A 15275-nucleotide genomic window follows, 5' to 3' on the forward strand; every position below is an offset into this window, starting at 1 on the left:
CGGTCAGCGGCTTTTCCCGACCGATGGCCCTTACACCGAGCGGGAGTGCCGGGGGCCCGTTTCATCGCCCTGTACGAGACACCCGCCACCTCCACGGCGGTGGCGGTGAACAGGACGATGAGTGCTGCTCGCCTGCGGACGTGCGAGCACGCGCAGCCGAGCAGCACGGACCGTCATCTCTTGACGGCCTCAAGGGAGGCAGGTCAGCGCAGGCCGGCGAAGAGGTCGTTCTCGGGCAGGGCCGCCCCGGTGGTGTCCTGGACGCGTACGAAGGTCTCGACGCCCATCAACTCGGTGAACCTCTCCTGGCCCATCTTGAGGAAGAAGATGTTCTCGCCCTGGCTGGCGTGCGCGGCCAGGGCGTCGAACTTCTGGCCGCCGAACGCGGTGGTGTCCACCCAGGTGGTGATCTCCTCGTCGGGGAGTCCGATCTCGGCCATGGCTTCGGCCTCGGCGGAATCCGGCTCGGGTACGTCCGCACCGAACTCACGCATGGCCTCCCCGAACCGCTGCATCATCGAACGGGGCGCCGTCGTCCAGTACACCTTCGATGCCAGCCCGGTCATCGCCAGCGCCGCCATCGTGATGCGGTGGGCCTGGATGTGGTCGGGGTGGCCGTAGAAGCCGTTCTCGTCATAGGTGACGACCACATCGGGTCGGTAGCGCCGAAAGAGTTCCGCGAGCCGGGCGGCGCCCACCTCGACGGGTGTCTGCCAGAAGGATTCGTCGGCGTCGTTGGTCGGCCAGCCCATCATTCCGGAGTCGGCGTAGTCCAGCATCTCCAGATGACTGATCTTCAGGATGTCGCAGCTTGCCTCGAGTTCCTGACGCCGCATCAGGGCTATGGCCGCCGGATCATGCCCGGGATCGCCGGGCTTGACACCCCCCGGCCCGTCACCGCATCCGCCGTCGGTACACGTCACGAGGACCGTGCGCACGCCCTCCGCCGCGTACCGCGCGAGAACACCGCCCGTCCCGGTTGCCTCATCGTCGGGGTGTGCGTGCACCGCCATGAGCGTCAACGGCCGGTCGTTCATAAAACAGTCCTCCTGTGTGAGAAGCCTCGGTCCGAGTCCGCGGCAGGCGCACATGAGGGCACGCAGATATCGAGTGACCGGGCTTACCACGGACCGGGGGCCGGACCGCGTCGGAGCGGACCAGTTCCTCCCTGATCCCCGCCCACGCGATGCCGGTCCCTCAGCTGGTGCAACAGTGCCGGCCGACTCGGCTGTTCCCGCCGTGCAAGGGGAAACGCCCGAGTCTTGGCGGTCGGGTTCGCTCGGCTCGAGGGCGGCGAGGCGCGGCCGGCCAGCTTGTGAGGCACACGACTCGGGCGCCCGTGGCGAGCACCCGTCCGCACAGGTGCGATCCCGCGGCCCGCCGGTTCCGCCGGCCACCGGAATCCGGCGGAAGGTCTCCGATCGTCGGGCCGCACCGGGCGTCACGGCGGGCAGACACCGGCCGGGAGCGAGAGGAGCCGGTTCTCCTCGTCGCTGACCTGCACCGTGACGGAGCGCCGTCGTCAGACGGCGGTCGGCTCGTACGTCCAGCGCAGCAGTGCGCCGAGGCCGCCTGCCGGAAGATCGTCCGTACCGTCCCCGTCGGCAGGAGGAACGATCAGTACGTCGGCGGCGGTGACGGCTGCCGCCCGCAGCAGCGCGTCGTCGGCCCGTACGGGGACCGGATCAGCCTGCCCCAGGGTCCGCGCGTCGTTCCGGCGCACCGCCACCTGGTCGGGTTCGCCGCCCACCCATGCCTCGCGGGCCAGGTCCGCCCCGTCGGGCCGGACGAGCAGCGTGTCGATGCGGTGCTCCCGGGCGGCTTCGGCCAGGGCCGGAACTCCCTCCACCGCGTCCGTCGGCCTGTCGGTGCCCACGCGTCCGGCGCGGAAGCGGTCGAGCGCCTCCTCGGCGCGGCGACGGGTGTACTGCCGCCGGGCCTGCTCGATGCCCTCTTCCAGCGCGGGGGAGGATGAGCCTGCGGCGCGGCCGCCGTGCTCGGTCTGCACCGTGACGTGGCGGACGGCGTCGGGAAGCCTTTCGCGTACGGCCGGCCGTACGCGGGGGTCGCCGACCAGGACGACCAGATCGGCGCCGGATTCCTCGTACGCCGAGCTCAGCGCTTCGGCTATCTCCCCGGCGTTGTGCTCCCAGGTGTTCTCGACCTTGAGCTGGAAGTGCCGCTCGGACCAGTCCGCCCTGGCCGTGCGGTGAACCGGCCACTGCCGGCCCTCCACCTGCCCGGCGTCGTGCCGCCCGGCCGCCCCGCGCAGTTCGAAGTCCGCGCCGGTCCGGTCGACGTACGCCACGAGGCAGACGGGGTCCTGGCCGGACAGCTCCAGCAGAGGCGTCAGGCGGGGCAGCGGGGCCCAGCAGGCGATCTGGTTCTGCGGGGGCCGGGAAAGACGATGGCTGAGCACCACTTCTCCTGCGGCGGCGAAGATCACTCGGCCCGCCGGGTCCTCTGCGGGGCCGAGGTTCATCAGGGTGTCGCGCACCGCTTGGGTGGTGGCCGCGTCAGCGCCCTCTTCCTCCAGGATCCGGCACACTTCCCGCACGGACAGCTCGCGCCGCTTGGCCCCCGACTCGTCGTTCTGAGCGGGGTCGAAGTAGACGGTGGCCCACGGGCCGGGGCGGTCGAAGAGCGGTTCCAGGAATGACAGCTGCATACGTTCCTCCTCACTTGCCCCCGTTCTGTCGCCGGGTGCCCGACGGCCGACGCAAGACACGTGTCAGGCCACTTGGATCACGGCCGATAGCCGTCGTATGCGCGTGCCCCTGGCATCCCGCAGGGAGCAGCGGCAACCGTGGGAAGCAGCCGCCGACCGTAAGCGGCTGCGCGTGTGCCCGTCTGCAAGGTGATGGTGCGGGCCGGGGTTTCCATCGTGTGGGCGCCATGGCGCCCTCCGTGTGCGTGTCGGATTGCCCGGCTCCCGCAAAGCGAACAACGTCGGGAGCAACAACCAGCAAAAGGGACACATTCGACCAGGAAGCACGGTGCGCGCATGTCCGGCAGTGAAAGCGAGAATCCGGCAATCCCCTCCCCCACCCCCACGGCGAGTCGGCCGCGGACGAACCGGGACTGGTGGCCGAATCAGCTGGACCTTCAGATCCTCCATCAGCATTCATCGCGCTCGAATCCGATGGACGAGGGCTTCGACTACGCCAAGGAGTTCGCGACCCTCGACGTGGAAGCGCTGAAGCGCGATGTCTTCGAGGTGATGACCACATCGCAGGACTGGTGGCCGGCCGACTACGGCCACTACGGTCCGCTCTTCATCCGTATGAGCTGGCATTCCGCGGGAACGTACCGGACGGCGGACGGCCGGGGCGGTGGCGGCAGCGGCGCGCAGCGGTTCGCTCCCCTGAACAGCTGGCCGGACAACGCGAGCCTGGACAAGGCGCGCCGTCTGCTGTGGCCGGTCAAGCAGAAGTACGGGCAGAAGATCTCCTGGGCGGACCTCCTGGTCTTCGCCGGGAACTGTGCCATGGAGTCCATGGGGTTCAAGACGTTCGGGTTCGGCTTCGGGCGGGAGGACCAGTGGGAACCCGAGGAGATCTTCTGGGGGCCCGAGGACACCTGGCTCGGGGATGAGCGTTACAGCGGGGACCGGGAACTCGCCGGTCCGTTCGGCGCCGTTCAGATGGGGCTGATCTACGTCAACCCGGAAGGCCCCAACGGCACCCCGGATCCGCTGGCTGCCGCCACAGACATCCGTGAGACGTTCGGGCGGATGGCGATGAACGACGAGGAGACGGTGGCGCTCATCGCCGGCGGCCACACGTTCGGCAAGTGCCACGGGGCGGTCGACCCCAGCTGTATCGGGCCCGAGCCCGAAGCCGCCCCCATCGAGCAGCAGGGCCTGGGCTGGCGAAACACCTGCGGCAGTGGAGTCGGCGGCGACGCGCTCACCAGCGGGCTCGAAGGGGCATGGACGCACGAGCCGACGAAGTGGGACAACGGGTTCCTGGACAACCTGTTCGGCTACGACTGGGAACTCACGACGAGCCCGGCCGGTGCCCACCAGTGGACTCCCACCGACCCCTCCGCCCGGGACAGGGTGCCCGATGCTCATGATCCGTCCAGGCGGCACGCCCCCATCATGCTGACGACGGATCTCGCGCTGAAGATGGACCCGGTCTACGGGCCGATCGCCAAGCGCTTCCACGAGAACCCGGACCAGTTCGCGCTGGCCTTCGCCAAGGCGTGGTTCAAGCTCCTGCACCGCGACATGGGCCCCCGCTCGCGCTATCTCGGCCCGTGGATTCCCGAGCCGCAGCTGTGGCAGGACCCGGTCCCCCCGGTCGAGCACGACCTGGTCACCGACACGGACGTCGCCGCTCTCAAGGGAACCATCCTCGCCTCCGGCCTGTCCGTCTCCCAGCTCGTCACCACCGCCTGGGCCTCGGCCGCCGGATTCCGCGGCACCGACAAGCGCGGCGGCGCCAACGGGGCACGGATCCGGCTCGCGCCGCAGAAGGACTGGGAGGTCAACGACGTCCCCGCGGTGACCGACACCGTAAGCGCACTCGAGCGGATCCAGCAGGACTACAACGGCTCACAGACCGGCCAGAAGCGGGTGTCCCTCGCCGATCTGATCGTCCTGGGCGGCTGCGCGGCCATCGAGAAGGCCGCAGCCGACGCCGGGCACGAGCTGACCGTCCCCTTCACGCCGGGGCGCACGGACGCCACCCAGGAACAGACCGACGTGGAGGCGTTCGCCGTACTCGAACCCAGGGCGGACGGGTTCCGCAACTACCTCAAGGCGGGTGAGAAGCTCTCCCCCGAAACGCTCCTGCTCGACCGTGCGAACATGCTGGACCTGACCGCCCCCGAAATGACCGTCCTGATCGGCGGCATGCGAGCCCTCAACACCGCCTACAAGGGCTCCGCACACGGCGCTCTCACCGACCGGCCCCAGGTTCTGACCAACGACTTCTTCATCAACCTCCTCGACATGCGCACGCAATGGTCCACGTCGGCCACGGACGAGAACGTGTACGAAGGCCGGGACCGGGACACGGGCGAGGTGAAGTGGACCGCGACCGCCGCCGACCTCGTCTTCGGCTCGCACGCCCAACTCCGCGCCCTCAGCGAGGTCTACGCCTCCCGTGACGCCGACGCGAAGTTCGTACGGGACTTCGCCGCCGCGTGGGACAAGGTGATGAACCTCGACCGGTACGACGTCCGCCGCTGAGTGAAGTCCAGGGCCCCTCGGTCAGGAGTCCCTGAGCTCTTGGCCGATGGGCCCCGGGACCCTCTCATCGAGCGCGCACTCGCCCTCCTCGCCAAGGGGTACGCCTGGCTGCCCGACCGTCGGCGCCGCACCACCGCAAGAGCTTCTCGCCGGGACCGGCCACGGCGAGCATGGCGGTCTTGACCGACAGCGAGCTGTCGCAGGTGGAGAAGAACGAGTGCTCTGCGCCGACAGCGTCCGCCATCAGCTCCTGAGCCTGGCCCAGCACGCCCTGCGACTGACGGCGGTCGTCGAGGTCGACGATCTCGGCCACGCGCGGGTCGGCGTCGCGTACGCCGTTGGTTCAGAGCCCGCCGAGATGCCGTTCCATCCAGTCGGCCGCTGTCCGGCGGAACAGGCGCCGGTTGTCCGCCCGCCGGAACTCGTGACCCTCGTCGCGCACGACGAGGAGTTCGGCGGGGACGCCGCGTTCGCGCGCGGCCCGGACGAACTGTTCGGACTCCCCCGGTGGGACGTTCGTGTCGTGTTCGCCGTGGACGGCGAGTACGGGGACACGCAGCGCGTCGATGCGGTTCATCGGCGACAGGGCACGCAGCAACGCCTGGTCGCTTGCGGGGTCGCCGTACTTGTGTGCGGCCGACTCGGCGATCCATGGCTCGGTACCGGCGAAGAAGCTCAGAAGGTCGGACATGCCGCAGACGGCGACGCCGGTGCGGAACAGATCCGGGTGCCACACGAGCGAGGCGAAGGTCAGATAGCCGCCGTACGAGTGCCCCATCACGGCCAGCCGGGTCGGGTCCGCCAGACCGGCCCCGACAAGGTGGGCAGCGCAGTCCGCGACGTCGTCCAGCGCGGCGAAGCGCCCCGCGCCGAGGTCGGCGTCGACGAACGACCTGCCGTGCCCGGCGGAACCGCGCACATCGGGGGCGAAGACGTCCAGCCCGCGGCTGATCAGCTCGTGGTAGAGCGGGTTGAACACCGGGCGTTCCTGCTCCTCCGGGCCACCGTGCAGATACAGGACGCAGGGGGCCGGTTCGCTCGGGGCGCGCCCCGGCGCCCGGTGGTACCAGCCGCCGAGAAGCAGGCCGTCGCGCGCCGCCGGCCGCAGGGGGACGGGGCGTACGGGTGGGCGGCCGGGCGGGACGGTGTCCTCATCGCGGGCGGACCACGGGGTGCGCAGCAGCGACACCCCTTCGTGGGCCCACCACACGCCTGGGCGGCGCGGCGAGCCGGACAGGGCCAGCAGCAGCCGTCCTGCTCCGGCGGGGACGATCCGTGTGACGACCTCATGCGGGAGAGGCACGGGCCGCGCCAATCCGATGATGTCCGGGACGGGGCGTGCGGGGAAGGTCTCGACAAGTTCGAGTTCGCTCGCGCCCCGGACGTTCCAGGTCAGCACGGCGGTGCGGCCGTCGTGGCCCAGCGACAGCAGTTCCAGACCGCTGCCCTCGCGCTCCGCCACCACCGTGCGGCCGTACGGTACGCCGTCGGCGTCGAGCACGAGGGCGAACAGCGCCGCGTACTCACGGTCGGCGTCGCTGCGCAGCCATAGCGTGCGCCCGTCCGGGGAGAACCGGCCGATCCACGGATCACCGTCGGCGACCGGCAGGGTGGAGGTCGTCGTCGCGTCGTCCAGACGCCGGAGAACCGCCTCCCGGCGCCCGCGCGGTCCGCGGCGCAACAGCGCCAGAGAGCCGTCGGGGCTGAGATCGCACACCCGCAGCGTCGCGGCGTTGGTCTCCGTGGCCAGCAGCACGGGGGACATGAGGCCGTCCGGATCGACCAGATAGGACGACAGCCCGCCACCCGCCCGGGCGATGCGTGGCGCCAGGGCGGGGGCCGACGTGCCCGGCGCAGCGGTCCCGGGCCCGCCGTCGTCCGTGACCGCGCCCGGGAGCGTCGCGCCGGTGTCCCTGCCGGCCAGGTCGGGCGGGCCGGGACGCCGTGTGCCGTGGCCGCGGGCGGCCGGTGCCGAGAGGGTGACCGCGACGGCCGTTCCGTCGTGCGCCCAGCAGCCGAGATAGGCGGAGGTGGCCGGGTCGGCGCCCGCCAGGATGCGCCGGCCGGTGCCGTCGGGCCGTACGCACAGCACCCGGGTGTGTTCGCCGCCGCCGGGTGCGATGGTGTAGGCGATCCAGCGGCCGTCCGGTGACCAGGAGACCTCGGTGACCGGGTCCGGGGTGGAGTCGAGCAGTCGGACCTCCTCGCCGTCGACGGGGCCGGCCCACAGTTGCGGACTGCCGCCCCGGTCGCAGATGAAGGCCGCCTGGGCGCCGTCGGGGTCGGCGGAGGGGTACCAGCACCCGTGCGCGTGCAGCCGCGTGATGGCGTCGCGGGGGCCTGTGGCGTCGGGCAGCGGCACCGGGACGGGGGCGGCACGGTGGCCCGGTGGCGCTGTCCGCACGGTCGGCGTGAGCGGGCGGCCGGTCACTGGATTCCGTGCGTCTGCAGCCATATCTCCAGCAGAGCCACCTGCCACAGGGCGTTGGCCCCCCGCTTGGTCCGGTGTTCGTCGGGTGCCGCGAGGAGTTCGGCCACGTACGACTCCTGGAACAGCCCGCGCTTCTTCGCCTCCGGTGCTTCGAGCGCCTCGCGCACCCGGTCCAGGACGGGGCCCGCCATCTGCCTGATGGCGGGGACGGGAAAGTAGCCCTTGGGACGGTCGACGATTTGACTCGGCAGCAGCTTGCGGCCCGCCTCCTTCAGTACGCCCTTGCCGTCGTCGGCGAGTTTGAGCTCCGGCGGGCAGGCCGCGGCCAGCTCCACCAGTTCATGGTCGAGGAAGGGCACCCGGGCCTCCAGGCCCCAGGCCATGGTCATGTTGTCGACCCGCTTCACGGGGTCGTCGACGAGCATGACATGGGTGTCCAGCCGCAGCGCGGCGTCCAGGGCGGTCTGTGCCCCGGGGAGCGCCATGTGTTCCCTGACGAAGCGGCCCGAGACGTCGTCGGCAGGCAGCATGTCGGGCTCCAGAATGCGTGCGAGGTCGGCATGCGAACGGTCGAAGTAGACCTCGGCGTACCGGTCGGGTTCCTCCTCGCGCGCCACCGCGGCGAGCTCCGGATACCAGTGGTATCCGGCGAACACCTCGTCCGCGCCCTGCCCGCTCTGTACGACCTTCACCTCGCGCGAGACCTGCTCGGACAGCAGGTGGAAGGCGACCACGTCATGGCTGATCATCGGTTCGCTCATCGCGGCGACAGTGTCGTCCAAGGCGGTCGACACCCGCTGGGAGGGAACCATCATCCGGCGGTGGTCGGTACGGAACTCGCGGGCCACCAGGTCCGAGTACCGGAACTCGTCGCCCTCCTCCCCGCCCTCGGCCTCGAATCCGACACTGAACGTCATCAGATCCCGCTGCCCCTCCTCGGCCAGCAGCGCCACGATCAGGCTGGAGTCCAGGCCGCCGGAGAGCAGGACGCCGACGGGCACGTCGGAGACCATCCGGCGGCGCACGGCCGTGCGCAGGGCCTCCAGTACCGCGTCCCGCCACTCGTCGGGACCCATGTCCGCGTACTCGGCCCGGCGCGTGTACGAGGGCTGCCAGTAGCGGTGGTCGCGGTGGGAGCCGTCGGGTTCGACGACACGCACGGTGGCCGACGGCAGCTTGCGCACGCCGTTGAGGACGGTGTGCGGCGCCGCGACCGTGGCGTGCCAGGTCAGGTACTGGTGGACGGCCACCGGATCGAGGGTGGTGTCGACGTCCCCGGCGGCGAGAAGGGCGGGCAGCGACGAGGCGAACCGCAGCCGGCCCGGCGCGGCTGCCAGATACAGCGGCTTGATGCCGAGGCGGTCGCGGGCCAGTACGACGCGGCCGGTGCGGTGCTCGACGAGGGCGAAGGCGAACATGCCGTAGAAGCGCTCGACGCACGCGGTGCCCCACTGGCGGTAAGCCTTGAGAACCACCTCGGTGTCGGAATGGGAGGCGAAGCGGTGGCCGAGGCGTTGGAGCTCTTCACGCAGCTCGCGGTAGTTGTAGACACAGCCGTTGAAAACGCCGGTGAGCTCGCCGTCGGTGTCGGTCATCGGCTGCGCCCCGAGGTCCGACAGGTCGATGATCTTGAGGCGTCGGTGTCCCAGCGCCACCGCTCCCCCAGTCCAGGTCCCGTGCCCGTCGGGTCCACGGGGGGCAAGCCTGTCGCTCATGCGCTCGACGGCCGCGAGGTCGGGGCGCCGACCGTCGAAGCGGATCTCACCGCTCAGCCCGCACATGCGGCGCCACCTCCCTTGCGTACCTCGTCGGTCACGCTCCGGTAGGAGACCTCCGGGCCGCGGCTGCGGACCGCGACCCGGACGGGATGGCTGGACATGGAAACCTCTTCTGTCACATCGGGGAAGGCCGCACGTGGCGGCGCGGATCAGCGGGCGATGACCTCCGGCGCCCCGGAGACGGTGGAGGCGACCGCGGGGCCCGTGGTGGCGGGCAGGGTCTTCCTGCGGCCGCGGGGTGGGGTGCGACGGTCCCTGCGTTCGCCGCGGGTTTCAGCGATCAGCACATCGACACAGGCCAGCAGGTCCTCTTCCTGGGCCACGTGACGGATACGCCGAGCAGCGCTGCCTTCGGCCAGAACCCTCCTGGTCAGCGCGTTGACGGTCTGCCAGTCGCCGTGGGCTTCGAGCGCGGGACGCAGACGAGCGAGAAGCTTGCGCACGACTTGTGCGGCGGATGCCTCCCGACGCGTCTCGGGGTCCACCAACGTCCCCTCCAGCCCGGATCGCGCGGCTCGCCAGGAGGCGCCTCGCAACCACTCGTGGTGGCCGTCGCACGCCACCAGGCCGGCCGCCAGACGGTCGCCGGCGTCGGTCACCAGGGCACGGAACAGCCCGGCGATGAGAACGACGGTCTCCGCGCGCGGACAGGCGTCGCAGATGCGCAGTTCCAGCGTGGGCAGATGGGCGGAGGGCCGTACGTCGTAGTAGATCATCCCCGGATCGCTGATGATCCCGGCCTGGACGAGTTCGTCGACGGCGGCTTCGTACTCGGCCGCGCCGGGGTAGCAACCCGCCGGACCCGCGCTCGGCCAGCGCTGCCACACCAGCGTGCGCCAGCTGGCATAGCCGGTGTCGGCCCCCTGCCAGAAGGGCGAACTGGCGGACAGTGCCAGCAGCACCGGCAGCCACGGCGAGATCGGGCACATGAGGCGCACCGCCGTGTCGCGGTCGGGTACGTCCACGTGGACCTGCGCGCCGCAGATGAGCTGCTCGTCGGCCACCCGGCGGTACTCCTCGACCATACGGCGGTAGCGCGCGTCGGCGGTGGGGGGACCGCAGGCGGCGGGCGCCAGTGGAGCCGTCCCCGCGGCCACCACGGCCAGTCCCAGCGAGGAGGCGGCCGCGTCAAGTCGGCGTCTGGTGTGCGAGAGGTCGGTGTACAGGCTGTCCAGCGAGGCGTGCACCCCGCTGTTCGCCTCCACGCTGGACCGGTGCAGTTCCGCGGTGAAGCCCCGCCCGGGAAGCCGTCGCAGGACCTGTTCGGCCCGCGGTACGAGCAGCCCGCTCTCCACCTCCAGGAGATGGAACTCCTCCTCCACTCCGATGTGTACGTTCACGTCACTCCTAGCGGTCTGACCCGAACTCCCCACGTCCCTGCAAACGTGCCCTCGAGGGGCGGACGCGGCGGCTGTGATGACGATCTCCAAGTGCCCAGAGCGGCGATGACTAAGCACCCTTTCGCGCCCATCTGGTATATATGCCTCACAAATGAGCGACGGATTGTCGTCTTCGTCGGGCGCTGGGCGGCCGTTTCCTGCGCGCGGAGGGCAGTGAATCCCGGCACCGCAGGCCAACTGTTGCGCGTCCGATCCGGCGAACGCGGCGGGGCCGCCGCGCCCCTCAGGGCGAGGCGGCCCCGCGTCGCCGGACGTCGGCCCGCTGCTCGGGCCTGGCGTGAAACCCGTCAGCGGGGCGCACACCAGTCCTCCGACAGCCGCCGCACCAGCAGCTGTGGCTCCGCAGAGAGTGGTTCAGCGGACCACGAGCGTCATCACGCTTCGCGCTGGCAGCGAGACGGTGAAGGAGCCGTTCGTCACGCCGCTCGTGCCCTGAGACGCGACGTTTCTGCTCGCGTCGGTCAGCCACGAAGCGACACTGGAACCGGAGGTGTTCGCCAGGGTGAACTGCTGGCTCACCGCAGCGGATCCCTTGTTGATGGCGACGACGACCGTGGAACCTGCGCCACGGTACGCGGAGACGTAGACGTTCGTCGCCGGATTCGCCGTCGCCGAGACCCGCACGTACCCGGGCCGGACGAACCTGGCGAAGTGCGCCATGCAGGCGCCGCGCTTGCTGATCTTGCCGTCCTCGCGCATGGGGCCGTAGCTGCGCCGGATGTACCACCAGATGTAGGCCTGGAACTCGGCGTCCACCATCGCCCGGTGCATGTGCTCCCCGACGTCGAGCGCCTGGGGCCAGAGGTCCGCCGAATCACTGCTGTTGGGGTAGTAGACCTCGGTCATCCAGAGTTCCTTGCCCGCCCCCTTCTGCTTGAAGAGGGGGTATGGGAAGTTCGCGAACGGCGTGCCGTAGAGGTGGGCCCCTATGACGTCCACGTTGGCGAGCGCAACCGGGTCGTTGAGGATCGGGTCCGACATGTTCTTCAGGTACTGGAAGGACTCCGGCGCGATGACCCTGGTGCCGATGGAGCCGGCGTTCTCGCGCAGGAACCGGACCATTTCGGCGGGGGTCCACCAGGTCCAGTCATGCGCGTAATCGGGCTCGTTCTGCACTGATATGCCGTACAGATTGACTCCGTTGTTCCGGAGGTAGGTGGTGAAATCGTTCAGGTGCTGGGCGTAGGCGCCGTACATGTCGTACCGGAGACGCCGGGCGTCGGTCTGGCTGCCGCGGACGAAGGTCTCGACCATGGAGGCGGGCGGGTTCCACGGTGAGGCGATGACGGCGGCCCCTCGTTCGACCGCACGCTGCGCTGTCGCCAGATCGCGGTTCCATGCCGCCCGGTCCTCGGGCACGGGGATCCTCAGCACAGTGAACCCCAGCTGTCCGTCGCCGGTCCCGAACGCCATGTCCCGCTGAGCCGCCGTGAGGTCGCCGATCCAGGCCGAGTGGGTCATCCCGCCGAAGCCACGGATGGTCTGCCGGGTCGCGGACGGATCGATGACCGCCGTGGCGGCGACCAGCGCGGTCCCGGCATCGGAGGCTCGTGCGGCCGACGCCGTGGCGGGGAGGACAGGGAGGGCCCCCATCGTGGCCAGGACGGTCCTCCGGCTCGGCGATCTCCGCTCCCCGCTGGCGGGCTCTGTCCGACTCTGTGCCATGTCTCCTCCGTTGGCCGCAGGTTCTGCTCCGGACCTTCGAGGCCGTCGCCGGCCTCCACCGGTACGGGCGATATGGGAGCGCTCCCATACGCGTAGATGACTGCACACGTGCCGTTATGACGGAAAGCAGTACTGGCCGTCGCCCCGATACCCGCTCAGCGGCTCACCGGGGCACCCATGTTGTTCGACATCCTGAACGATGTCCAAGTGGCGGACCTGACGAAAGTTAACGATGCCCATCACCGAGGTCAAGCCCCTCGACGCGCCGACTCCGGACCGGGCGACCGGCCCGCCAGCTACCGGTGGCACTACGCCGCCGTGGCCCGCAACGAACAGGACCGCCTGACCAGCACTGCCCCGGGTACGAACGCGCCCGGACGAGGGTGGTGTGCCGCCCGCCGTCCGGAGGCCCTGTGTTGGGCCACCTGTCAGAACTCCCGGATGCCGTGCCGCGATCGGGACGCAGGGTCGACCAGTTCAGCCCTGCCGGGAGTGGACAGGACTGTTGGCGACCTCGTCCGGGCAGTGGCGGCCCGAAGCATCGCCACCACGGTCGCGCAGCCAGTCGGCGGTGGCCAGTGCCAGCGAGGCGGCCATGCCGACGAGGGCCACGCCGAGCGCGGTGACCAGTGCCGTGCGGTAGTGATCGGTGCCGCCCAGGACGAGGTAGTAGATGCCGGGCAGAGCCGCGGTGCCCACGGCCGCCCCGAGACGCTGACCGGTCTGCAGGGCGCCGCCCGCAGCTCCCGCCATGCGGACGGGCACGTCCCGCAAGGTCATGGTGATGTTCGGGGAGACCACGAAGCCCCCGCCGATGCCCGCGATGAACAAGGCCGGGGCAGCGACCCAGGGCGCCACATCGTCTGTCACAAGCCACAGCAACAGCGCGGCGCCACCCATACCGAGGATGACGGCGCTCAGCCCGCACACCGTCAGCAGGCGACCGAAACGGTCCACGAGTCGGCCCGCCACCACCGCCGCGGCGGCGGAGCCGAGGGCGAAGGGGGTGACCGCAAGGCCGGACTCCAACGGAGTGAAGTCGAGCCCACCCTGGTAGAAGAGCGCGAAGACGAGCCACACCCCACTGAACCCGATGAAGTACAGGGTGCCGACGCCCGCACCGACCGCGTAGCCCCGCACGGTGGTGAACAGGCGCGGATCCAGCAAGGGCTGGGCATCACGAGCGACCAGGCGGAACTGACGCCGGATGAAGAGCGCGAGCAGCACCGCGCCCACCGGGAAGAGCCGCCACAAGCCTCCGATGCCACCGGCGTCCGCCTGCACCAGCGGGTACATGACCGCCAGCACGCCCAGGCCGAGCAGCGCGATACCGGCGACGTCCACCGACCCGCGTCCGGAGCGCTCGACGCGTGGCAGCAGGCGCAGACCGAGCAGGACAGCGAGGACACCGATCGGCACGTTGACGAAGAAGATCCACCGCCAGCCGTCGGAGCCGTCGGCGAGTGCGAGGATGGCGCCGCCGGTGAGGGGCCCGGCGGCGGAGGAGATGCCCACGGTGGCGCCGAAGAAGCCGAAGGCGCGGCCGCGTTCGGCGCCGCGGAACATCTGCTGGATGAGGGCGGAGTTCTGCGGGGCCATGAAACCGGCAGCAAGCCCCTGGGCGAGCCGGGCCGCCACCAGCAAGACGATGCTCGGGGCTGCACCGCACGCCGCGCTGAAAAGGGTGAACCCGCTCAGCGCCAGCAGGAAGATGCGGCGCCGGTCGAGCGCGTCGCCGAGCCGCCCGGCGGTGACCAGGGCCAGGGCGAACGAGAGCGCGTACCCGGAGACCACCCACTGCACCTGGGCGGGGGTGGCGCCCAGCTCACGCTGGACGGTGGGCAGAGCCACCGCCACGATCGTCACGTCGAGCAGGCTCATGAACCCCGCGACGAGGGTGACCCACAGCGCATGCCACCGGTTGGGATCCGGAACGTACCCGTCCTCGGCCCCGCCCGCGCGCGGTCCGTTCGCCGCCGAGTCAGACACCGCCACAAGGTTCCTTCCGCCGCGCCACGATCAGGCTGGACAGGTTCCCTTCCAGGACCCGGGCCACACCCGACCGGCCACCGACCGGCGTAGGACGGACCGTGGACGCAGCCGGCGCAGACCGACGTCGGTGGCCCAGACGTAGACGTCCACCAAGGTCGGAGCACCGCTGCTTGCCGTCGCGGCCGGAGCTGCCTGGGCCGTGGTGGCAAGGCCGCCGACGGCGAGCACGGCAGCGGCCAGGGCCATGGCGCTACGGCTGATCAGTGGCCGGCCGCATGTCCGTCCCCCGCGACGATGGCGCGGCCGATCGCTGTCACGCCACGGTCAGCAACTCGCCGAGGCGGGCAGGTCGCCGTACTCGTTGCCCTTGAGGTAGACGGCGCTGACGTAACCCTCGGCGATCTTCACCCAGACCCTGTTGGTGAAGCCGTAGTCGCTGACCCACCCACCCAACTCCCAGCAGTAGGCGCCGCGCGACTCACCCGCGGCCACGGTACTCACCGCGGGGAAGCCAGTGGCCGGGCCCGTGCGGACGTTGACGGTCTCGTACGGCACGACCGCGTACGGCGCGGCCATGACGCGGGCGGTCCCCTGCTCGGCTGCGGCAGCGGTCCCCATGGTGAGCGGGCTGAGCAGAGCGAGCGCCCCGGCGCCGACGAGCGCGGTCCTGGCGAAGAGGTGAGTGGACATGGCGAGTTCCCCCTGAGTGGTGTGGCTGACGCTCAGGACTGTAGGGAGCCCGGGGAGGGAGCGGACCCTGACAGTTGTCAGGGTCGCGGCGGGGATGAGAGGGGGACGACGTCCCGGGGATC

Annotated in this window: 10 protein-coding genes and 1 pseudogene; 1 reads left to right on the forward strand and 10 read right to left on the reverse strand. The window is 70.6% G+C overall.

Annotated features, from left to right (window positions below):
• Positions 1-203: 203 nt before the first annotated feature.
• Together ACIOHP_RS29170 and ACIOHP_RS29175 are read right to left on the reverse strand one after the other, a co-directional pair.
• Entirely contained in the window at positions 204-1037 is an 834-nt protein-coding gene (locus tag ACIOHP_RS29170; RefSeq protein WP_401892095.1) for a PIG-L family deacetylase, read from the reverse strand.
• 485 nt (positions 1038-1522) lie between these two features.
• Positions 1523-2668 carry a Vms1/Ankzf1 family peptidyl-tRNA hydrolase gene (locus ACIOHP_RS29175; protein ID WP_401892097.1) on the reverse strand — a complete coding sequence of 382 codons (1146 nt, stop codon included), beginning with the start codon at positions 2666-2668 and terminating at the stop codon, positions 1523-1525.
• Positions 2669-3004: 336 nt separating this feature from the next.
• On the opposite strand from ACIOHP_RS29175, the gene katG reads away from it, so the two are divergent.
• Complete coding sequence (gene katG / locus ACIOHP_RS29180) at positions 3005-5197, forward strand: catalase/peroxidase HPI (RefSeq protein WP_401892098.1); 2193 nt, start codon at positions 3005-3007, stop codon at positions 5195-5197.
• A gap of 136 nt (positions 5198-5333) precedes the next feature.
• On the opposite strand, the pseudogene ACIOHP_RS29185 reads toward katG, so the two are convergent.
• The 8 genes and pseudogenes from ACIOHP_RS29185 to ACIOHP_RS29220 all read right to left on the reverse strand — a co-directional run.
• A pseudogene (locus ACIOHP_RS29185) lies at positions 5334-5510 on the reverse strand (aminoacid decarboxylase); the annotation flags it as partial.
• Positions 5511-5540: 30 nt separating this feature from the next.
• Positions 5541-7652, reverse strand: coding sequence for a S9 family peptidase (locus ACIOHP_RS29190; RefSeq protein ID WP_401892100.1), 2112 nt, complete (start codon positions 7650-7652; stop codon positions 5541-5543).
• A complete protein-coding gene (locus ACIOHP_RS29195) occupies positions 7625-9409 on the reverse strand; it encodes an N-acetylglutaminylglutamine amidotransferase (protein ID WP_401892102.1) in 1785 nt (594 codons plus the stop codon). The genes ACIOHP_RS29190 and ACIOHP_RS29195 overlap by 28 nt, the downstream gene beginning before the upstream one ends.
• A gap of 146 nt (positions 9410-9555) precedes the next feature.
• On the reverse strand, positions 9556-10746 hold the full coding sequence (locus ACIOHP_RS29200; protein ID WP_401892103.1) for a glutamate--cysteine ligase: 1191 nt from the start codon (positions 10744-10746) through the stop codon (positions 9556-9558).
• A gap of 414 nt (positions 10747-11160) precedes the next feature.
• Positions 11161-12399 carry a glucuronoxylanase gene (locus ACIOHP_RS29205; protein WP_401892105.1) on the reverse strand — a complete coding sequence of 413 codons (1239 nt, stop codon included), beginning with the start codon at positions 12397-12399 and terminating at the stop codon, positions 11161-11163.
• Positions 12400-12948: 549 nt separating this feature from the next.
• Positions 12949-14460, reverse strand: a complete 1512-nt coding sequence (locus ACIOHP_RS29210) for an MFS transporter (protein WP_401892106.1) — start codon at positions 14458-14460, stop codon at positions 12949-12951.
• A 30-nt stretch (positions 14461-14490) separates the two neighbouring features.
• Positions 14491-14709: a hypothetical protein gene (locus ACIOHP_RS29215; RefSeq protein WP_401892107.1), complete on the reverse strand. Its 219-nt coding sequence runs from the start codon at positions 14707-14709 to the stop codon at positions 14491-14493.
• 78 nt (positions 14710-14787) lie between these two features.
• Complete coding sequence (locus ACIOHP_RS29220) at positions 14788-15153, reverse strand: SH3 domain-containing protein (protein ID WP_401892108.1); 366 nt, start codon at positions 15151-15153, stop codon at positions 14788-14790.
• Positions 15154-15275 lie beyond the last annotated feature (122 nt).

Origin of the sequence: Streptomyces sp. NPDC087859, from assembly GCF_044742595.1 — a bacterium.
GTDB classification, from domain to species: domain Bacteria; phylum Actinomycetota; class Actinomycetes; order Streptomycetales; family Streptomycetaceae; genus Streptomyces; species Streptomyces canus_F.